The 20797-nt window shown below is 67.6% G+C and carries 13 protein-coding genes; 10 read left to right on the top strand and 3 right to left on the bottom strand.

The window, feature by feature from the left end; genetic code table 11:
- Positions 1-609: 609 nt before the first annotated feature.
- The 6 genes from HEP73_RS12190 (at position 610) to HEP73_RS12165 (ending at position 10809) form a co-directional block, all read left to right on the top strand.
- Complete coding sequence (locus HEP73_RS12190) at positions 610-3534, top strand: VIT domain-containing protein (RefSeq protein WP_185820198.1); 2925 nt, start codon at positions 610-612, stop codon at positions 3532-3534.
- Positions 3535-3585: 51 nt separating this feature from the next.
- On the top strand, positions 3586-4482 hold the full coding sequence (locus HEP73_RS12185) for a LytTR family DNA-binding domain-containing protein (protein WP_185820197.1): 897 nt from the start codon (positions 3586-3588) through the stop codon (positions 4480-4482).
- Between the two features lie 102 nt (positions 4483-4584).
- A protein-coding gene (gene prfB, locus HEP73_RS12180) for a peptide chain release factor 2 (RefSeq protein WP_185812969.1) occupies positions 4585-5710 on the top strand; the annotation gives its coding sequence in 2 pieces (ribosomal slippage) (positions 4585-4659 and positions 4661-5710; 1125 coding nt in all).
- Positions 5711-5806: 96 nt separating this feature from the next.
- Positions 5807-7324 (top strand): lysine--tRNA ligase, encoded by a 1518-nt coding sequence (gene lysS, locus HEP73_RS12175; protein ID WP_185820196.1) that lies wholly within the window; start codon positions 5807-5809, stop codon positions 7322-7324.
- 186 nt (positions 7325-7510) lie between these two features.
- On the top strand, positions 7511-8653 hold the full coding sequence (locus HEP73_RS12170) for a response regulator (RefSeq protein ID WP_179564411.1): 1143 nt from the start codon (positions 7511-7513) through the stop codon (positions 8651-8653).
- A complete protein-coding gene (locus HEP73_RS12165; RefSeq protein WP_185820195.1) occupies positions 8650-10809 on the top strand; it encodes an ATP-binding protein in 2160 nt (719 codons plus the stop codon). The genes HEP73_RS12170 and HEP73_RS12165 overlap by 4 nt, the downstream gene beginning before the upstream one ends.
- A gap of 51 nt (positions 10810-10860) precedes the next feature.
- Here the strand turns inward: HEP73_RS12165 and HEP73_RS12160 are convergent, their stop codons facing one another.
- A complete protein-coding gene (locus HEP73_RS12160; protein ID WP_185812965.1) occupies positions 10861-11736 on the bottom strand; it encodes a crotonase/enoyl-CoA hydratase family protein in 876 nt (291 codons plus the stop codon).
- A 254-nt stretch (positions 11737-11990) separates the two neighbouring features.
- Positions 11991-13676 (bottom strand): long-chain fatty acid--CoA ligase, encoded by a 1686-nt coding sequence (locus tag HEP73_RS12155; protein ID WP_185820194.1) that lies wholly within the window; start codon positions 13674-13676, stop codon positions 11991-11993.
- A 108-nt stretch (positions 13677-13784) separates the two neighbouring features.
- On the opposite strand from HEP73_RS12155, the gene HEP73_RS12150 reads away from it, so the two are divergent.
- Positions 13785-14219, top strand: a complete 435-nt coding sequence (locus HEP73_RS12150) for a Cif family virulence factor (protein WP_185820193.1) — start codon at positions 13785-13787, stop codon at positions 14217-14219.
- Positions 14220-14412: 193 nt separating this feature from the next.
- On the opposite strand, the gene acnA is transcribed toward HEP73_RS12150, so the two are convergent.
- Entirely contained in the window at positions 14413-17181 is a 2769-nt protein-coding gene (acnA, locus tag HEP73_RS12145; protein WP_185820192.1) for an aconitate hydratase AcnA, read from the bottom strand.
- Between the two features lie 148 nt (positions 17182-17329).
- Here acnA and HEP73_RS12140 point away from each other — a divergent pair, with 148 nt between their 5' ends.
- The 3 genes from HEP73_RS12140 to acnB are packed head-to-tail and all read left to right on the top strand — an operon-like array spanning position 17330 to position 20641.
- On the top strand, positions 17330-17587 hold the full coding sequence (locus tag HEP73_RS12140; RefSeq protein WP_185820191.1) for an AbrB/MazE/SpoVT family DNA-binding domain-containing protein: 258 nt from the start codon (positions 17330-17332) through the stop codon (positions 17585-17587).
- The gene (locus HEP73_RS12135; RefSeq protein WP_185812961.1) at positions 17584-17991 is read left to right on the top strand and encodes a type II toxin-antitoxin system VapC family toxin; all 408 of its coding nucleotides are present in this window, start codon (positions 17584-17586) and stop codon (positions 17989-17991) included. The genes HEP73_RS12140 and HEP73_RS12135 overlap by 4 nt, the downstream gene beginning before the upstream one ends.
- Positions 17992-18049: 58 nt before the next feature.
- Positions 18050-20641 (top strand): bifunctional aconitate hydratase 2/2-methylisocitrate dehydratase, encoded by a 2592-nt coding sequence (gene acnB, locus HEP73_RS12130; protein ID WP_185812960.1) that lies wholly within the window; start codon positions 18050-18052, stop codon positions 20639-20641.
- Positions 20642-20797: the final 156 nt, after the last annotated feature.

The following is a 20797-nucleotide window of genomic DNA, read 5'->3' as shown; positions in this document are numbered from 1 at the left end:
AGCCCTCTCCCCTCGGGAGAGGGGTTGGGGTGAGGGTCCGGCGCGAAAGCGACTCGCTGAGTTTGGGTGCATGAGGCTGCGCCCGTACCCTCATCCACCCCTGCGGGGCACCTTCTCCCGAGGGGAGAAGGGAACAGCCGAGCGCGCATAGCCCCTCTCCCCTCGGGAGAGGGGTTGGGGAGAGGATACGGCGCGAAAGCGACTCGCTGAGTTTGGGTGCACGAGGCTGCGCCCGTACCCTCATCCGCCCCTTCGGGGCACCTTCTCCCGGTGGGAGAAGGGAACAGCCGATTAGCCCCTCTCCCATCGGGAGAGGGGTTGGGGTGAGGGTACGGCGCGAAAGCGACTCGCGGAGTTTGGGTGCACGAGGCTGCGCTCGTACCCTCATCCGCCCCTTCGGGGCACCTTCCCCCGAAAAGGGGGCCATGGTCCCGATGGGAGAAGGGAACGGCCGCTAGCCGCTCTCCCCTCAAAGACGGCTGGGTAAAGATAGGATCAGCCGCATCGCTGCAAGACTCAGCGACCCAAGCACACCGCACGAAGATTCTGGCTAACCCCACAGCGCCGCACCGGACGTTCAAGCTGTACCGACCCATCAAGGAGTGATCCATGCCGTACGTCGCACGCAAAGGCCTGTGCCTGCTGTTGTTCTCGCTGTTGTCGGCCGCCGCCGTGCCGGCCTTGGCGCAGACCGCGCCGCAGCGACAACTCCTGGCCCCGCTGCTGAAGACCGATCGCAGCGAACGCCCGGTCGAGCTGCGCTCGGCGACGGTGAGCGCGCATGCCGCGGCCGGCCTGGCCGAAACCACGGTGGAGCTGCTGTTCTTCAACCCCAATGCGCGCGTGCTGGAAGGGCAACTGGCGTTCCCGCTGCGCGACGGCCAGCAGATCAGCGGCTTCGCCTTGGACATCGACGGACAGATGCGCGACGCGGTGCCGGTGCCGAAGGCGCGTGGGCGGCAGGTGTTCGAGGCGATCGAGCGGCGCGGCGTGGACCCGGGCCTGGTCGAGCAGACCGCCGGCAACCAGTTCCAACTGCGGCTCTATCCGATTCCCGCGCACGGCAGCCGCCGCGTGCGCCTGGTCTATCGCGAGTCGCTGCCGCGCACTGCCGCCGGTTGGCAGTGGCGGCTGCCGCTGGGGTATGCGGCAAGCGCCCAGGCGCTGCGCCTGGAGTTGAATATGCAGGCCGCGCCGGTGGACACCGCGGCGTTGCCTGCGGGCCTGCGCCTGTCACCGGCGCCCGGCGGTTACGCGGCGGCGTGGTCGGGCACGCCAGCGCAACTGCCCAGGGAACTGGCGCTGTCGCTGCGCGCGACCAGCGATCCACGCGTCGCGGTCGGCAGCCACGACGGCCAGCGCTACTTCCAGGCGCTGCTGCCGATCGCCGATCTGCACAGCGCCCGCCCGTTGCCGCAGCGCATCGGCCTGCTGTGGGATGCATCGGGTTCGGCGCGGCAGCGCGATATTCCTGCGGAACTGGCCTTGCTGCAGCGCTATTTCGCCGCGCTGGGTAACGCGCAGGTCGATCTGATCGTGCTGCGCGACCGCGCTGAGGCGCCGCGCCGGTTCCAGGTGCGCGCTGGCGAGTGGAACGCGTTGAAAGCGACGCTGCAGGGCCTGCAGCCGGACGGCGCCAGCGCGCTGGGCGATTGGCGGCCGGCGGCGGACGTGCAGGAGTATCTGTTGTTCAGCGATGGCCTCGGCAACTACGGCGCGCAGGCCTTGCCGACGCTGGCGCCGGGCCAGCGCCTGTACGCGATCGATTCGGCTGGCGCCCATGCCGATGCGGCACGTCTGGCATCGTCGGCGGAAGCGCGCGGCGGCCGCTTAATCGAGTTGCAGGGCATGCAGGGCGTGCAGCAGGCCAGCGAACGGCTGCTGCAGCGCGGCGGCGAACTGGTGGCGCTGCAGGGCGAGGGCGTCGCCGATCTGGTCGCCGATTCGCGCTACGCCGACGACGGCTATCTGCGCATCGCCGGGCGCCTGCTCGCGGCCGATGCGACGCTGCACCTGGAGATCGCCACTGCCGCCAGTACGCGCCGCTTGAGCCTTCCGTTGCGCGACGCCAGCGAGGTACCGGGCGATCTGGTGCCCGGCGCTTGGGCGCGGGCCATGCTGCGCCGCCTGGCCGCCGATCCGCTCGGCGACGCCGCGCGCCGCCAGCAACTGGCCAGCCGCTTCGGCATGGTCAGCGCCGACACCTCGCTGCTGGTGCTGGAGAACGTGGACGACTACGTACGCTACGACATCGCGCCGCCGCCGGCGCTGCGCGAGGCGGTGGCACGCGCGCAGGCGCAGCGCCAGCAAGAGCAGGGCGAGCAGCGCAAGCAGCGCATCGATCGCGTCGCCGAGGATTTCGCGCAGCGCGTCGCCTGGTGGCAGCGCACGTTCCCGAAGAACGCGCCGCCGCAGCCCAAGCCGCAAGGCGAGGACGGGGACGCCCGTCGGGAACGGCGGGATGAGGTTTCGCGGCCCGCACCGGTGATGGCCATGGCGCCACCGCCGGCACCCGCCGCGCCGATGCCGGCAGCGGAGCCCGCTGAGCTGGAGGCGATGGCCGTCAGCGCCGCGGTTGCGGCACCGGCGGACGCCGATGCGCGTGCCGGCGCGCCCGCGTCCACCACGATTTCCCTGGCATTGCAGCCGTGGCAGCCGGATTCGCCCTACGCCCGGCGCCTGCGCGCCGCCGCGCCGGAGGCGGTCTATCCGCTGTACCTGAGCGAGCGCGCCGCGCACGCCGACAGCGTTGCGTTCTACCTGGACGTGGCCGACGTGCTGTTCGAACGCGGCCAGCGTGAACTGGCGCTGCGCGTGCTGTCGAACCTGGCCGAACTGCAACTGGAGAATCGCCATGTGCTGCGCGTGCTCGGCTACCGGTTGCTGCAGGCGGGCAGGGCGGACCTGGCGGTGCCGGTGTTCGAGCAGGTGCTGCGGCTGGGCGAGGAAGAGCCGCAGAGCTTCCGCGACCTGGGCCTGGCCTACGCCGCGCGCGGCGACGCGCAGGCCGCGATCGAACAGCTGTACCAGGTGGTCGCGCGCGACTGGGACAGCCGCTTCGACGGCGTGGCGCTGATCGCCTTGAACGAATTGAATGCGATCGTGGCGCAGTCGCAGCAGCCATTGCAGACCGGCTTCATCGACCCACGCCTGCAGCGCAACCTGCCGCTGGACTTGCGCGTGGTGCTGAACTGGGACAGCGACAACAGCGACATGGACCTGTGGGTGACCGATCCCAACGGCGAGCGCTGCTATTACGCGCACCGCTCGACCTACCAGGGCGGGCAGCTGTCGCAGGACTTCACCGGCGGCTACGGGCCGGAAGAGTTCTCGCTGCGCCGGGCCAAGCCGGGCAAGTACAAGGTGGAAGCCAACTTCTTCGGCGACCGCCAGCCGCTGGTCACCGGCGCCACCACCTTGCACCTGCAGCTGAGCACCGGCTGGGGCGGCGCCACGCAGCGCGACCAGCAGGTGACGCTGCGGCTGAAGGACCAGAAGGAGACGATCCTGGTCGGCGAGTTCGAGGTGCGCTGAGGCCGTCCGTGCGCCGGCCATTGCAGAGTGGCCGGCGCGCTAAAATGCGCCATGTCCGAATCGCCAGCCACCAGCGTCTACTCCCGTTTCCTGCCGTGGCGCCGCAGTTTCGAGATCGGCTTCTGGGTCGCGCTGACCCTGGTCAACGGCATCGCCAACAGCATCACCGTGCTGATCGACATCCGCCGCACCGGGCTGCACTTCGCCGCGTGGGAGCCGGCGTTGTGGGAATGGTCCAGCGGCCTGGTGTTCCTGCTGATCGTGCCGATCGTGGTGCTGTTGACCCGGCGCTATCCGCTGCACTGGGACAACTGGCGGCGGCGGTTGCCGGCCTACCTGCTGGGCAGCGTCGCGCTGTCGGTGCTGCACGTGCTGGGCATGGTCGCGGTCCGCAGCGTGGTGTACCGGCTGCAGGACCAGCACTACGACTTCGGCCCGTGGCCGCAGGGGCTGGCCTACGAATACCTGAAGGACGTGCGCAGCCTGGCCTCGATGCTGCTGTGCGTGGAGATGTACCGTTTCCTGCTGCGCCGCTGGCAGGGCGAGGCGGCCCTGCTCGGTGCGCCCGACGAAGGCCCGCCGGTGGAGTCGCTGGAGCGCCCGGAGCGCTTCCTGGTGCGCAAGCTCGGCCGCGATTTCCTGGTCGCCGCCGCCGATATCGAATGGCTGCAGGCCTCGGGCAACTACGTCAACCTGCGCGTGCGCGGCCACGACTACCCGCTGCGCAGCACCATGGCCGCGATCGAGGCCAGGCTCGACCCGGCCGTGTTCGTGCGCATCCACCGCAGCTACATGGTCAACCTGGGCTGCGTGGTCTCGATCGAGCCGCTGGAGGCCGGCGAGGCGCGCGTGCACCTGCGCGACGGCAGCCATGTGCCGTGCAGCCGCCGCTACCGCGCGGCCCTGCGCACGGCGGCCGGCGAGGGCGAGGCGGCGATCGCCGAGTGATCGCGGCCCGGTCCGGCCTGGGCGCGGCAGCGCGCGCGCTGTGGCGCGGCGGCCGGAATTGCTAGAATCGCGCTCTTGTTTGCCGTTTGCCGGAATGCCGCCATGATCGAACTCAATCCCATCCGCCACCGCATCGCCGATCTGTCCGATCGGGTGCTGTCGCTCCGGGGGTTTCTTTGACTACGACGTCAAGAAAGAACGCCTAGAGGAAGTCACCCGGGAGCTGGAAAATCCCGATGTCTGGAACGACCCCGAGCGCGCCCAGGGCCTGGGCCGCGAGCGCTCCAATCTGGAGAAGACCGTCGGCGGCATCGCCAGCGTGCTCGACGGGCTGAACGAGGCGCTTGAGTTCCTGGAGCTGGCCGAGAGCGAGGACGACGAGGACACCGCACTGGCGGTGGTTGCCGATGTCGACCGCTTTCAGGCGCACGTGGAGAAGCTGGAGTTCCAGCGCATGTTCTCCGGGCAGATGGACGCCAGCAACGCCTTCGTCGACATCCAGGCCGGCGCCGGCGGCACCGAGGCCCAGGACTGGGCCGAGATCCTGCTGCGCATGTACCTGCGCTGGTGCGAGTCGCGCGGCTGGAAGACCGAACTGATGGAAGTCTCCGGCGGCGAAGTCGCGGGGATCAAGTCGGCCACGGTGCGCGTGGAAGGCGATTTCGCCTATGGCTGGCTGAAGACCGAGACCGGCGTGCACCGGCTGGTGCGCAAGTCGCCGTTCGATTCGGACAACCGCCGCCACACCAGCTTCACCTCGGTGTTCGTGTCGCCGGAAGTGGACGACAACATCGACATCGAGATCAATCCGGCCGACCTGCGCACCGACGTCTACCGCTCCTCCGGCGCCGGCGGCCAGCACGTCAACAAGACCGAGTCGGCGGTGCGCATCACCCACATCCCGACCAACATCGTCGTGGCCTGCCAGACCGGGCGCAGCCAGCACCAGAACCGCGACAACGCGATGAAGATGCTCGCTGCCAAGCTGTACGAGCTGGAGATCCAGAAGCGCAACGCCGAGCGCGACGCGGTCGAGGCGACCAAGTCGGACATCGGCTGGGGCAGCCAGATCCGCAACTACGTGCTCGACCAGAGCCGGATCAAGGACCTGCGCACCGGCATCGAACGCACCGACACGCAGAAGGTGCTCGACGGCGACCTGGACGAATTCGTCGAGGCCAGCCTCAAATCGGGCCTGGAAGTCGGCGCCAAACGCAGCGACGCCTGAACCGTCGGCCTGCGCCCGCCGTGGCGGAGGCCGGCCCCGCGGCGCAGCCCCCGCATCTGCTGCATCCTCTCCCTTCTTCTCCGCGTACCCATTCCCATGACCGAGCAGACCCCCACGCCGTCCCTTCCCGTCGACGAGAACGGCCTCATAGCCGAACGCCGCGCCAAGCTGGGAGCGCTGCGCGCGCAGGGCGTGGCCTATCCGAACGATTTCCGCCGCCACGATTACGCCGGCGACCTGCAGGCCGAGTTCGCCGATGCCGAGCGCTGGAGCGCCGAGGCGCTGGAGGCCGAGGGCCGCAACCTGAGCCTGGCCGGGCGCCTGCTGGCCAAGCGGGTGATGGGCAAGGCCAGCTTCGTGCAGTTGCAGGACGAATCCGGGCGCATCCAGCTGTTCCTGCAGGCCAACGCGCTGGGCCCGGCCTACGATGCGTTCAAGGGCTGGGACATCGGCGACATCATCGGCGTGGAAGGCGGGCTGACCCGCACCAAGACCGGCGAACTGTCGGTGCGGGCGACCGCGCTGCGGCTGCTGACCAAGGCGCTGCGCCCGTTGCCGGACAAGTGGCACGGCCTGTCCGACGTGGAGCAGCGCTACCGCCAGCGCTACGTGGACCTGATCGTGTCGCCGGAGGCGCGCGAGGTGTTCGTCAAGCGCTCCAAGATCATCCGCGCGATGCGCGCCTGGCTGGACGCGCGCCGTTTCCTGGAAGTGGAGACGCCGATGATGCATTACATCCCCGGCGGCGCCACCGCCAAGCCGTTCACCACCCACCACAACGCGCTGGACCTGGATCTGTACCTGCGCGTGGCGCCGGAGCTGTACCTGAAGCGGCTGGTGGTCGGCGGCCTGGAACGGGTCTACGAAATCAACCGCAATTTCCGCAACGAAGGCGTCAGCACCCGGCACAATCCCGAATTCACCATGATGGAGCTGTACGAGGCCTACGCCACGTACCACGAGGTGATGGACCTGACCGAGAGCGTGATCCGCGACGTGGCCCAGGAGGTGCTCGGCACCACCCAGGTGCACTGGGACGGCGCCGACATCGACCTGGCCCCGGCGTTCCGCCGCTGGCGCATGGACGAGGCGGTGCGCCACCACAACCCCGAGATCAGCGCCGCCGACTGCACCGACCGCGCCGCGCTGCTGCGCCACTGCGAGCGGCTGAAGATCCGCACCAAGCCGTCCTACGGCTGGGGCAAGCTGCTGCTGGAGATCTTCGAGGCCACCGTCGAGCACACCCTGATCCAGCCGACCTTCATCACCGACCACCCGGTCGAGGTGTCGCCGCTGGCCCGTTCCAGCGACACCGAACCCGGCTATACCGACCGCTTCGAGCTGTTCATCAACGGCAAGGAGATCGCCAACGGCTTCTCCGAGCTCAACGATCCGGAAGACCAGGCGGCCCGGTTCCAGGCCCAGGTGGCGGCGAAGGAGGGCGGCGACGACGAGGCCATGCACTTCGACGCCGACTACATCCGCGCGCTGGAGGTCGGCTTGCCGCCCACCGGCGGCCTGGGCATCGGCATCGACCGGCTGGTAATGTTGCTTACCGGCAGCAATTCGATCCGTGACGTGCTGCTGTTCCCGTACATGCGCCCGGAGGCTTAATCTAGCCGAAGGCGGCGGTAGCCTTGGCGTGGGGTTCTCGTAGGCGTGGGGTTCTCGTATCGGGCGTCGGCAAGCAAGCGGTTGGCAAGCAAGCGGAAGTGAGGCGGTTGGGTCGGCATAGCCGGCGCCGGAGCGTTTCCCGTTATTGTCTCAGTAGCCCGAAGCCCGTGGGCGAGAGGATCGCAGATGCAAGATGCCAGCATGAGCCTGTCCGGAGTATCCTCCAGCAGCGACCGCCCGGACTGGGCGGAGGGGGCGGACAATCGCTTGAACATCGTCATCGTCGACGATCAGACGTCTGCGCGGACCATGCTGCGCCACGTGATCGAGGACATCGCCCCGGAACTGACCGTGCGCGACTTCGGCGACTCGCAGGCCGCGCTGGCCTGGTGCGAGGCCGGCAAGGTCGACCTGTTGCTGCTCGACTACCGCATGCCGGGCATGGACGGGCTGGAATTCGCGCGGCGGCTGCGGCGCCTGCCCAAGCACCGCGACATTCCGATCATCCTGATCACCGTGGTCGGCGACGAGCCGATCCGCCAGGCCGCGCTGGAAGCCGGGGTCATCGACTTTCTGGTCAAGCCGATCCGCCCGCGCGAACTGCGCGCGCGCTGCCACAACCTGCTGCAGCTGCGGCTGCAGAGCGAGAACATCAAGCAGCGCGCGATGTCGCTGGAGCAACGCCTGCTGGCCAGCATGCGCGAGGTCGAGGAACGCGAGCGCGAGACCCTGTCGCGGCTGGCGCGGGCGATCGAGTACCGCGACGCCGGCACCAGCGCCTACCTGGAGCGGATGGCGCACGTGGCCGGCCTGATCGCCGAGCAACTCGGCCTGTCCGAGGACGAGGTGCGGGTCATCGAGATGGCCGCGAGCCTGCACGACATGGGCAAGATCGCCATTCCCGATGCGGTGCTGCTCAAGCCCGGCAAGCTCAACGAGGAAGAGATGGCGGTGATGCGCATGCACCCGCGCATCGGCTACGAACTGCTCAGCGGCAGCCAGAACCGCTTCATCCAGGTCGGCGCGCTGATCGCGCTGCGCCACCATGAGCGTTACGATGGCAGCGGATACCCCGACGGACTGGTCGGCGAAGCGATCCCGCTGGAGGCGCGGATCGTGGCGGTCGCCGACGTCTTCGACGCGCTGATCTCGCCGCGTCCCTACAAGGAAGCCTGGACCATGGATGCGACCCTCGCCTATCTCTACGCGCAACGCGGCCGCCTGTTCGACCCGCGCTGCGTGGACGCGCTGTTCCGTGGGCGCGAGCAGTTGCATCTGATCTGCGAGAAGTTTTCGAGCGCGTCGGTCCGGCCGGGGGTCGCGCTGTGAAATCGCGGCTGGAATGGATCCGGGCCCGCTTGCGACAGCGCACGGATACCGAACACGGGCAGACGCTGATCCGGGTCGGCATCTTCCTGTGCGTCATCGTCTGCATGACGATCGCCGAAAGGCTGGGTCAGCTCGCGCCCGATGTGTACCTGACGTCGGTGCTGATGAGCGGCGTGGGCGTTCTTGTCGGCCTGGCGCTGTTCGCCGCGATTCTGGCGCGGCCAGGCAAGTCGAACGTGCGGCGCGTCATCGGCATGGTGACCGACTATGGCCTGATGACGGTGGCGATGATCCTGCAGGGAGAACCGCTGGCCTGGCTTTACGTCATCATCATGTGGGTCACGGTCGGCAATGGCCTTCGCTACGGAAACCGTTATCTGATCGGCGCCGTGGTGTCCGCCTGCATCAGTTTCGGTTGCGTGGTCCTGCTCAATGGCTACTGGCGCGAGAACGTCACGCTGAGCGCCGGGCTGTGGGCCGGTCTGATTGCCATTCCCATGTATCTGTCGGGGCTGCTGCGGCAGTTGACCCAGGCGACTGCGGAGGCGCGGCGCGCCAGCGAAGCCAAGAGCCGATTCCTTGCCAACATGAGCCATGAGTTCCGGACCCCGTTGAACGGCTTGTCCGGCATGACCGAAGTCCTGGCCACCACCAAGCTGGACGCGGAACAGCGCGAGTGCGTGGGCACCATCCAGGCGTCCGCGCGCAGTCTGCTGTCCCTGGTGGAAGAGGTGTTGGATATTTCCGCCATCGAGGCGGGCAAGATCCGCACCGAGAAGCACGATTTTTCGCTGCGCGAGACTCTGGCGCAGATCGGCTTGATCCTGCAGCCGCAGGCGCGCGCCAAGGCGCTCGGCTACCACCTGGAGGTCGCGGCCGATGTGCCCGACCATGTGCGTGGCGATGCGGGGCACCTGCGGCAGATCCTGTTGAACCTGGCCGGCAACGCGATCAAGTTCACCAACATGGGGCGGGTGGATATCCGTGTCCGGATACAGCGCAACGACGCCGGCGAGCCGTTCCGGTTGAGTTTCGACATCGTCGACACGGGGATCGGCGTGCCGCCCGCGATGCGCCCGCGCCTGTTCGAGGCGTTCGAACAGGCGGACGTGGGCCTGTCCCGGCGTTACGAAGGCACCGGCCTGGGAACCACGATCGCCAAGGGGCTGGTCGAAGCGATGGGCGGCAGCATCGGCTACCAGGAGAGTCCTCCGCGCGGTAGCCGCTTCTGGTTCGAGCTGCCGTTCGAGGCCGCCGCCGCCGCGCCGCTGACCAGCAACGCTCGGGATGGCGCAAGCGAAGAAGAACCGTCGCCGAGCGGCAACATCATCGCGTTCACGGATCCGTTCCTGCGCCATCGCGCGCGGGTGCGCAGCATGCGCATCCTGGTTGCCGACGACCATGCGGCCAACCGCATGGTGCTGCAGCGCCTGCTGCAGAAGGCCGGCCATCGCGCGATCTGTCTCGATGGTGCGGAAGCGGTGCTCGATGCACTTGCCGAGACCGATTTCGATGCCGTCATCGTCGATCTGCACATGCCGGGGATGAGTGGCCTGGACATGCTCAAGCACTTGCGGATCATGCAGGCCGGCCGTTCGCGCACACCGGTCGTGGTGCTCAGCGCGGACGTCACGCCTGAGTCGATTCACCGCTGCGAACAGGCCGGCGCACATACGTTCCTGGCCAAGCCGGTGGTCGCCTCGCGGCTGCTGGACACGCTGACGGATATCGCCACGGACGGCAGGTTGCGCCCGGCCGAACCGCAATCGCGGCTTGCCAAGGAGGGGGTGTTGGATTCGTCCGTACTCGACGAGCTGGCCGGCCTGGGCATGGGTGACGGATTCGAGCGGGAATTCATTTCCCAATGCCTCAACGATGCCGATGGCTGCCTGGGCGGAATGCAGATGGCGGGCGAGTCCGAGAATTGGGAGCGGTTGCGCGAACATGCGCACGCGGTAAAGGGCGTGGCGAGCAACCTGGGGCTGGTGAAGATGGCCAACCTTGGCGGCGAACTGATGCGTATGGCGGATTGGCAGATGCGCAGCGAGTGGCGGCAATGCCTGGCGACGCTCAATGCCAGCCTGACCGAGGGCAGGGAGGTGCTGGACCTGCGGGCGCTGCGAAGCAGCCAGCAGGACGGCAACGAACTGCGCTGAGGGAAAGCCCGGCATTCGGCCGGGCCCGGGCCCCCTTCCGGTCTGAGTCTTCTAGGCGAGCGCGGCGACGTTGTGCGCGCGCCGCGTCTGGGCCCGCACCAATCGGTCCATCATGCGTAGCGACTTGTCGTCTAGCGCAAGCGCCGCGTCTACCCAGACTTCGGTGATGGCCATCAGTTCCCGCAACGACACGTGTTGCGAAATGCGGCGCGCGGCGTTCATCGCGAGATAGGACAGCTTGCTGCGCTGCTGGATGCGGATCAGTTCCTCGACCGCCGCCTTTCCCTCGCCCCTGGGTACCAGGATGTCGACCACGCCGAGTGCATGCATCTGCTCGCTGCTGTAGACCGTTCCTTCCAGAATGATCTTCTCGGCCAGCTGCGGCGATACGCGCTGGCACAGGAAGGAGTAGGCACCCATGCCCGGAAACAGGCCGAACATCACCTCCGGCAAGCCCATGCCGACGCCTTCCTCCGCCACGATGGTGTGGCATGCCAGCGCCATCTCCAGGCCGCCGCCCAGGGCGTCGCCCTGCAGCAACGCGATGGTCCGCACGTCGCCGCCGAGGCCGGTATGCAGGGTATGCACGCCTTCCACGCAACGCTTGGCGTAGGCGAGCAAGCTGTCCCTGTCGCGCAAGCGAATGAGCTGGGTAAACAGTTCCAGGTCTCCGCCGAGGTTGAACACGTTCGCATCCGAGGCCAATACGAAGTGCCGCAGTTGCCCGCGCTGCAGCGCATTGCCGCCGCTCAGGGTGATCGCATCGGTAAAGCTCCACATGTCGTCGAGCAGATCGTCCCTGAAGCACGGGCGGGCGCCGACGGCCGCATCGTTGTGCATGAACATCCAATGCGCGTTGCCATCCGCGCTCGACTCGACGCGGATGGTGGGGAAGCTCGGGTTGAAGAAGCGTTTGTCAACGTTCATGGGATTTCCTCGGTGTTTTGGTTGGCAGCGGAACGGCGTGCGCGGCGCCGGGGGGACGGCGCGCGAGCCGATGCTACACCTACGGAAACAGAGGACTGATGGCGCCTTGGACGGAGAAATTCACGTCTTGTGGCGGGCATGGCTGGCCACAGCCATGCGTCTTGGCGGCAGGGCGAGAAGCGAGGGTAACGGCGGAGTGTGTCTAGCCTGCGCCCGCCGCGCGGCGTGGACCTGGAGTCCACGCCAGTGGCGACCTAGGCGGCCGGCGGGCTGTCGCGCAATTCCCGCCGCAGGATCTTGCCGACGTTGGTCTTGGGCAGCTCCTTGCGGAACTCGACGATGCGCGGGTGCTTGTAGCCGGTCAGGTTGGCGCGGGCGTGGGCCTTGACGTCCTCGGCGGTGAGGTTGGGGTCCTTCTTGACGATGACCACTTTGACCACTTCGCCGGACTTCTCGTCCGGCACCCCGACCGCGGCCACTTCCAGTACGCCGGGCATCATCGCGATCACGTCCTCGACCTCGTTCGGGTACACGTTGAAGCCCGACACCAGGATCATGTCCTTCTTGCGGTCGACGATGTAGAAGAAGCCCTGCGGATCCATCCGCGCCATGTCGCCGGTATGCAGCCAGCCGTCGGCATCGATCGCACCGGCGGTTTCCTCGGGGCGGCGCCAGTAGCCCTTCATCACCTGCGGGCCCTTGATGCACAGTTCGCCGACTTCGCCGGGCGCCATGATCTGGCCCTGGTCGTCCTTGACGCAGGCGTCGGTGGACGGGATCGGCAGGCCGATGGCGCCGTTGTATTCCTGCAGCGTCAGCGGGTTGATGCAGGCGGCGGGCGAGGTCTCGGTCAGGCCGTAGGCCTCGACCAGGGTCAGCCCGGTCACCTGTTTCCAGCGCTCGGCCACGGCGCGCTGCACCGCCATGCCGCCGCCCAGGGTGAACTTCAGCGTCGAGAAATCCACCTTGTCGAAGCCGGGCGTGTTGAGCAGGCCGTTGAACAGCGTGTTGACCCCGGTGAAGGCGGTGAAGCGGGTCTTCTGCAGCTCCTTGACGAAGCCGGGCATGTCGCGCGGATTGCTGATCAGGTGGTTGAGGCCGCCGAGCTTCATGAACACCAGGCCGTTCGCGGTCAGCGCGAAGATGTGGTACAGCGGCAGCGCGGTGATGATGACTTCCTTGCCTTCCTCCAGCTTGCCGGTCGCGGCGATCCAGGCGCCGGCCTGCAGCATGTTGGCGACCAGGTTGCGGTGGGTCAGCATCGCGCCCTTGGCCACCCCGGTGGTGCCGCCGGTGTACTGCAGGAAGGCGATGTCGTCCGGCTCGATGTCCAGTTGCGGCAGCGTGTGCAGGCGGCCCAGGGTCAGCGTGTCGCGGAAGCGCACCGCGTTGGGGATGTCGTAGTCGGGCACCAGCTTCTTGATGTACTTGAGCACGAAGTTGACCAGCGCGCCCTTCGGGAAACCGAGCATGTCGCCCAGGCCGGTGGTGATGACCTGCTTGAGCTGCGTGTCGGCCAGCACGTCCTGCACGGTCTTGGCGAAGTTGTCGATCACCACGATCGCGCTGGCGCCGGAGTCGATCAGCTGGTGACGCAATTCGCGCGGCGTGTACAGCGGGTTGACGTTGACCACGGTCATGCCGGCCAGCAGCACGCCGAAGGTGGCGATCGGGTACTGCAGGCAGTTGGGCATCATCAGCGCGACGCGGTCGCCCTTCTTGAGCTGCAATTCGCCCAGCAGGTAGGCGGCGAAGTGCCGGGCCAGTTCGCCGGCCTCGCGGTAGGTCAGGGTCTTGCCGAAGTTGCAGTAGGCCGGACGGTCGCCGAACTTGGCGACGGAGGTTTCGAAGACGGCGGCGACGGATCGATACTCGTTGACGTCGATCTCGGCGGGAATGCTGGCCGGATAACTCTGCAACCACGGACGTTCCTGACTCATGTACTCCCCCCTCGTGTGGAATGCTGCCGCACGCCGACGCAACGCTGCGGCGTGGCGAGTGGCAGGATACCGTCCCGCATGGAAAAGGCGAAACCTGGAGGAAATCCGATGCGACAGGCATGGGCGTGGGGATGGGGATGCGCGTTGCTGCTGGCCTTGCCCGGCTGCCAGCGCGATTCGGCGGAACAGCGGCTGCGCAAGGACATCGCCGCGATGCAGGAGGCGGTGGAGGAACATCGACTGCGCGATGCGATGGCCGCGGTGGCCGAGGATTTCGCGGGCGAGGCGGGGATGGATCGTGCTGCGCTGCACAACCTGTTGCGCGCGCAATTCCTGGCCAACGCACGGATCGGAGTGAACACCGGACCGCTGTCGATCGCGCTGCAGGGCGACGACGCCACGGTGCGGTTCGATGCGGTGGTCAGCGGCGGCGATGCACGCGTGTTGCCGGAGCGGATGCAGCGCTACGCAGTGGTCACCGGCTGGCGCGAGCAGGACGGGCACTGGCGGCTGCGGCATGCGCAATGGAGTGCGGCGCCGTAGCGAGTCGCGGGTAGGGCGAAGCCGCAATCGCCCCGTTCGGGAAACGGGGCGCCTTCAATGCTGTCGTTGTGGCGGGGAAAGACCCGTTATTTCGAAACACCGTGCCGATGAGCAGGCGTGCACGCGAGCGGCCGTGCATACCCGCGCGAGCGTGCGCGGCGCCCGTGCAGGACACCGCGCATGCCATGGCCGCTCAGGCCGCCTTGCGCGCCGCCAGTTGGCGCAGCACGTACTGCAGCAGGCCGCCGTGCTTGAAGTACTCCACTTCTTTCGGCGTCAGCAGCAGCACCTTGACCTGGAACTGCTTGACGCTGCCGTCGGCCTTCTTCGCATCGACCGTGGCGCGTTTGCTGGCGCCGTCCTGCAAGCCGGTGATGTCGAACACCTCCGAACCGTCCAGGCCCAGCGACTGCGCGTTCTCGTTGTCCAGGAACTGCAGCGGCAGCACGCCCATGCCGACCAGGTTGGAGCGGTGGATGCGCTCGAAGCTCTCGGCGATCACCGCCTTGACCCCGAGCAGGTTGGTGCCCTTGGCCGCCCAGTCGCGCGAGGAGCCGGTGCCGTATTCCTTGCCGGCGATCACCACCAGCGGCACGCCGTCGGCCTTGTACTTCATCGCCGCGTCGTAGATCGCCAGCTTCTGCGGCTGCGCGCCATCGGGCCCGCGGTACAGCGTGTTGCCGCCTTCTTCGCCGCCGAACATCAGGTTCTTGATGCGGATGTTGGCGAAGGTGCCGCGCACCATCACGTCGTCGTTGCCGCGGCGGCTGCCGTAGCTGTTGAAGTCGGCCGGCTGCACGCCGCGTTCCTGCAGGAAGCGGCCCGCCGGCGAGTCCTTCTTGATGTTGCCGGCCGGGGAGATGTGGTCGGTGGTGATCGAGTCGCCGAACAGGCCGAGCACGCGCGCGCCGTGCACGTCGTCGACAGTGCCGACCTGCATGGTCATGCCGTCGAAGTAGGGCGGGTTCTTGATGTAGGTGGACGCCGCGTCCCAGGCGTACAGCTCGCCGTCGGGCGAGGCGATCGCGGCCCAGCGGCTGTCGCCCTTGAACACGTCGGCATAGTTCTGCTTGAACATCTCCGGGCCGACGGTGGCGGCGATGGTGTCGCCGATTTCCTTGTTGCTCGGCCAGATGTCGCGCAGGTACACCGGCGCACCGTCGCTGCCGGTGCCGAGCGGATCGCGGCTCAGATCGATGTCGGTGGTGCCGGCGATGGCGTAGGCGACCACCAGCGGCGGCGAGGCCAGGTAGTTCATCTTCACTTCCGGGTGTACGCGGCCTTCGAAATTGCGGTTGCCCGACAGCACCGAGGCCACCACCAGGTCGTCCTTGGCGATCGCCGCCGACACGTCGTCCGGTAGCGGGCCGGAATTGCCGATGCAGGTGGTGCAGCCGTAGCCGACCACGTAGAAACCCAGGCGTTCCAGGTCCTCCATGACCCCGGCCTTCTTCAGATAATCGGTGACCACCAGCGAGCCGGGCCCGAGCGAAGTCTTGACCCACGGCTGCGCCTTCAGGCCCTTGGCCACGGCGTTGCGCGCCAGCAGGCCGGCGCCGAGCATCACCGCCGGATTGGAGGTATTGGTGCAGGAGGTGATCGCGGCGATCACCACCGAGCCGTCGCGCAGCTGCCAGCCGGCGCCGCTGTCTTCGGCGGTCTCGGCCTGCGCGGCCTTGGCGCCGACCGCGGTGCCGCCGCCGCCTTCGTTCTTGAGCCGGTCTTCCTGCTTGAGGTCGCTATGGCGCTTGTGGCGCGCTTCGGCGAAGGGCACCAGGTTGTCGCGGAAATTGCGTTGCATGTCTTCCAGCAGCACCCGGTCCTGCGGCCGCTTGGGCCCGGCCAGCGACGGCTTGACCTCGGCCATGTCCAGTTCCAGCGTGGCGCTGTAGGCGGCGTGCGCGGTGTCGGCGTCGTGCCACAGGCCCTGCGCCTTGGCGTAGGCCTCGACCAGCGCGATCTGCTCCTCGCTGCGCCCGGACAGGCGCAGGTAAGTCAGCGATTCGGCATCGACCGGGAAGATGCCGCAAGTGGCGCCGTATTCCGGCGCCATGTTGCCGATGGTGGCGCGGTCGGCCAGCGGCAGGTGCTGCAGACCCTCGCCGAAGAACTCGACGAACTTGCCGACCACGCCGTGCTTGCGCAGCATCTGCGTCACCGTCAGCACCAGGTCGGTGGCGGTGGCGCCTTCGGGCAGCCTGCCGGTCAGCTTGAAGCCGACCACCTGTGGGATCAGCATCGACGAGGGCTGGCCGAGCATCGCCGCTTCCGCTTCGATGCCGCCCACGCCCCAGCCGAGCACGCCGATGCCGTTGATCATGGTGGTATGGCTGTCGGTGCCGAACACGGTGTCCGGGTAGGCGATCGTCTCGCCGTCGCGTTCGCCGGTCATCACCACCCGCGCCAGGTGCTCGAGGTTGACCTGATGCACGATGCCGGTGTTCGGCGGCACCACCTTGAAGTTGTCGAACGCCTTCTGTCCCCAGCGCAGGAAGCCGTAGCGTTCCTTGTTGCGCTGGAATTCGATCTTGCCGTTGAGGTCGAGCGCGTCGGCCTTGCCGAACACGTCCACCTGCACCGAATGGTCGATCACCAGTTCCGAGGGGATCAGCGGATTGATCTGCTCCGGGCGCCCGCCGAGCTTGACCACCGCATCGCGCATCGCGGCCAGATCGACCACGCACGGCACGCCGGTGAAGTCCTGCAGCACCACCCGCGCCGGCATGAACGCGATCTCGGTGTCGGGCTCGGCCTTGGGATCCCACTTCGCCACCGCCTCGATATGGTCCTTGCCCACGGTCACGCCGCCGTCTTCGTGGCGCAGCAGGTTTTCCAGCAGGATCTTCAGCGAGTAGGGCAGGCGGCCGATGTCGAAGCGCTCGGCGAGCTTGGGCAGGCTGTAGTAGGCGTAGCGTTTGCCGTTGACCTCGAGCGAGGCGCGGGTGGAAAAGGAATCGCTCATCACGGAACTCCTATGGCGTTGCGGCTGTAGGGACTGCGGTCATTCTGACCGATTCAGTGTGTACGGAGGGTGTGACCGGGACTGTATGCGGGCTTGAGTATGACGCTTCAAGTATGTAAAATTCGTGCATACCTTGCGGAGTCCGCCCATGGAAGCCACCGTCGCCGAGCGCGGTCAGATCACCTTGCCCAAGGCCGTGCGCGACGCGCTGGGATTGAGCAAGGGCACCATCCTGAAGGTGGAGCTGGACGGTGGCCGCATCATCCTGCGCAAGAGCGTGGACGATGCGATCTCGCGCGCCCGCGGCCGCTTCAAGCTGGACGGCTTCGCCAGCACCGACGAGGCGATGCGCGCGATCCGCGGCCGCGCGCCGGGCGATCCGTTCGGACCCGACCCCAAGGCATGATCGCCATCGATTCGTCCGTGCTGGTGGACCTGCTGGCCGACGGCCCGCAGGCCGATGCCGCCGAAGCCTGCCTGCGCCAGTGCCTGAGCACCGGCCCGGTGGTGGTGTGCGACATCGTCCTGGCCGAAGTCTGCGGCGCGTTGCGCGACGGCGCCGAGGCGCTGTCGGTGCTGGAGGACATGAGCATCCGCTTCAATGCGCTGGAGGCCAAGTCGGCGTTGCGCGCCGGCGAGATGCAGCGCCGTTTCCGCGCCCGCGGCGGCCAGCGCGAGCGGGTGGTGGCCGATTTCCTGATCGGCGCCCACGCGCTGCTGCAATGCGACGGCCTGATCACCCGCGACGACGGCTTTTTCCGCGACTACTTCAAGGGCCTGAAGATCATCGTGCCCAAGCCGTCCGCCTGACGCCGCCATTCGTTTCCCGCTTACCGCTCACCCCTACCGAAATTTCCGGAGAACCCGCATGTTGGAAGCCTACCGCCACCACGTCGCAGAGCGCGCCGCGCTCGGTATCCCGCCGCTGCCGCTGAGCGCGCAGCAGACCGCCGAGGTCGTCGAGCTGCTGAAGCAGCCGCCCGCCGGCGAAGAGCAGTTCCTGGTCGAACTGCTGAGCCAGCGCGTGCCCGCCGGCGTCGACGACGCGGCCAAGGTCAAGGCCTCGTACCTGGCCGCGCTCGCCTTCGGCAGCGAGCAGTGCGCGCTGATCTCGCCCAAGCGCGCCACCGAACTGCTCGGCACCATGCTCGGCGGCTACAACATCCACCCGCTGATCGAGCTGCTGGACAACGCCGAGCTCGGCGCGGTGGCCGCCGAGGGCCTCAAGCACACGCTGCTGATCTTCGACGCGTTCCACGACGTGCAGGAAAAGGCCGAGGCCGGCAACGCGCACGCCAAGGCGGTGCTGCAGAGCTGGGCCGACGCGGAGTGGTTCACCAGCAAGCCGGAAGTGCCGCAGAGCCTGACCGTCAGCGTGTTCAAGGTGCCGGGCGAGACCAACACCGACGACCTGTCGCCGGCGCCGGACGCGACCACGCGCCCGGACATCCCCATGCACGCGCTGGCGATGCTGAAGAACAAGCGCGACGGCGCGGCGTTCGTGCCGGAAGAAGACGGCAAGCGCGGCCCGATCCAGGCGATCGCCGAGCTCAAGGCCAAGGGCCACCTAGTCGCCTACGTCGGCGACGTGGTCGGCACCGGTTCCTCGCGCAAGTCGGCGACCAACTCGGTGCTGTGGTGGACCGGCGAAGACATTCCGTTCATTCCGAACAAGCGTTTCGGCGGCGTGTGCCTGGGTTCGAAGATCGCGCCGATCTTCTACAACACCATGGAAGACGCCGGCGCGCTGCCGATCGAGCTGGACGTGTCGCAGATGGAGCACGGCGACGTGGTCGAGCTGCGTCCGTACGACGGCAAGGCGCTGAAGAACGGGCAGGTGATCGCCGAGTTCGCGATGAAGTCGGACGTGCTGTTCGACGAAGTGCGCGCCGGTGGCCGCATCCCGCTGATCGTCGGCCGCGGCCTGACCGCCAAGGCGCGTGAGTTCCTGGGCCTGCCGGCCTCGGATCTGTTCCGCCTGCCGATGGTGCCGCCGGATACCGGCAAGGGCTTCTCGCTGGCGCAGAAGATGGTCGGCCGCGCCTGCGGTCTGCCGGAAGGCGAGGGCATGCGCCCGGGTACCTATTGCGAGCCGAAGATGACCTCGGTGGGTTCGCAGGACACCACCGGGCCGATGACCCGCGACGAGCTGAAGGACCTGGCCTGCCTGGGCTTCTCCGCCGACCTGGTGATGCAGTCGTTCTGCCACACCGCCGCGTATCCGAAGCCGGTGGACGTCAAGACCCACCACACCCTGCCGGAGTTCATCTCCACCCGCGGCGGCGTGTCGCTGCGTCCGGGCGATGGCGTGATCCACAGCTGGCTCAACCGCATGCTGCTGCCCGACACCGTCGGCACCGGCGGCGACTCGCACACCCGCTTCCCGATCGGCATTTCGTTCCCGGCCGGCTCCGGCCTGGTCGCGTTCGCCGCCGCCACCGGGGTCATGCCGCTGGACATGCCGGAGAGCGTGCTGGTGCGCTTCAAGGGCGAGATGCAGCCGGGCGTGACCCTGCGCGACCTGGTCAACGCGATCCCGCTGTACGCGATCAAGGACGGCCTGCTGACCGTGGCCAAGCAGGGCAAGAAGAACATCTTCTCCGGCCGCATCCTGGAGATCGAAGGGCTGCCGAACCTGAAGGTGGAGCAGGCGTTCGAATTGTCCGACGCCTCGGCCGAGCGTTCGGCGGCCGGCTGCACTGTGCACCTGGACAAGGCGCCGATCATCGAATACCTGACCAGCAACATCACCCTGCTGCGCTGGATGATCGCCGAGGGCTACGCCGATGCGCGCACCCTGGGCCGCCGCATCAAGAAGATGGAAGAGTGGCTGGCCGATCCGCAGTTGCTCGAGCCCGATGCCGATGCCGAATACGCCGCGGTGATCGAGATCGACCTGGCCGATATCCACGAGCCGATCGTGGCGTGCCCGAACGATCCGGACGACGTCAAGACGCTGTCCGAAGTCGCCGGCGCGGCGATCGACGAAGTGTTCATCGGCTCGTGCATGACCAACATCGGCCACTTCCGCGCCGCGGCCAAGCTGCTGGAAGGCAAGCGCGACATCCCGACCCGCCTGTGGGTCGCGCCGCCGACCAAGATGGACGCTTCCGAGCTGACCAAGGAAGGCCACTACGGCACCTTCGGCGCAGCCGGCGCGCGCATGGAAATGCCGGGCTGCTCGCTGTGCATGGGCAACCAGGCGCAGGCGCGCGAGGGCGCCACGGTGTTCTCCACCTCCACCCGTAACTTCCCCAACCGCCTGGGCCGCAACACCAACGTGTACCTGGGTTCGGCGGAACTGGCGGCGATCTGTTCGCGTCTGGGTCGCATCCCGACCAAGGACGAGTACATGGCCGACGTGGGCGTGATCAAGACCAGCGGTGAGCAGATCTACCGCTACATGAACTTCGACCAGATCCAGGAATACCAGGACGTGGCCGATACGGTCGCCGCCTGATCCAGGCGGTCGAACGCTGTAACGAAAAAGCCCGGCGATGCCGGGCTTTTTCGTTTGCGCCTGGCCCTGCAGCAGGACCAAAGCCCCTCTCCCCCGGGAGAGGGGTTGGGGTGAGGGTACGGTGCGAAGGCGCCTCGCCGAGTTGGGTGCACGAGG

This window comes from Xanthomonas sp. GW (assembly GCF_014236815.1).
Lineage (GTDB): Bacteria > Pseudomonadota > Gammaproteobacteria > Xanthomonadales > Xanthomonadaceae > Xanthomonas_A.
Note: the sequence above shows the minus strand (reverse complement) of the source record. Positions and strands in the feature narration are given on the sequence as shown.

Excerpts from the sequence above, each read along its gene's own strand:
- HEP73_RS12190 (WP_185820198.1), top strand. The coding sequence starts at position 610 with ATGCCGTACGTCGCACGCAAAGGCCTGTGCCTGCTGTTGTTCTCGCTG.
- HEP73_RS12185 (WP_185820197.1), top strand. The coding sequence starts at position 3,586 with ATGTCCGAATCGCCAGCCACCAGCGTCTACTCCCGTTTCCTGCCGTGG.
- lysS (WP_185820196.1), top strand. The coding sequence starts at position 5,807 with ATGACCGAGCAGACCCCCACGCCGTCCCTTCCCGTCGACGAGAACGGC.
- HEP73_RS12170 (WP_179564411.1), top strand. The coding sequence starts at position 7,511 with ATGCAAGATGCCAGCATGAGCCTGTCCGGAGTATCCTCCAGCAGCGAC.
- HEP73_RS12160 (WP_185812965.1), bottom strand. The coding sequence starts at position 11,736 with ATGAACGTTGACAAACGCTTCTTCAACCCGAGCTTCCCCACCATCCGC.
- HEP73_RS12155 (WP_185820194.1), bottom strand. The coding sequence starts at position 13,676 with ATGAGTCAGGAACGTCCGTGGTTGCAGAGTTATCCGGCCAGCATTCCC.
- HEP73_RS12150 (WP_185820193.1), top strand. The coding sequence starts at position 13,785 with ATGCGACAGGCATGGGCGTGGGGATGGGGATGCGCGTTGCTGCTGGCC.
- acnA (WP_185820192.1), bottom strand. The coding sequence starts at position 17,181 with ATGAGCGATTCCTTTTCCACCCGCGCCTCGCTCGAGGTCAACGGCAAA.
- HEP73_RS12140 (WP_185820191.1), top strand. The coding sequence starts at position 17,330 with ATGGAAGCCACCGTCGCCGAGCGCGGTCAGATCACCTTGCCCAAGGCC.
- HEP73_RS12135 (WP_185812961.1), top strand. The coding sequence starts at position 17,584 with ATGATCGCCATCGATTCGTCCGTGCTGGTGGACCTGCTGGCCGACGGC.
- acnB (WP_185812960.1), top strand. The coding sequence starts at position 18,050 with ATGTTGGAAGCCTACCGCCACCACGTCGCAGAGCGCGCCGCGCTCGGT.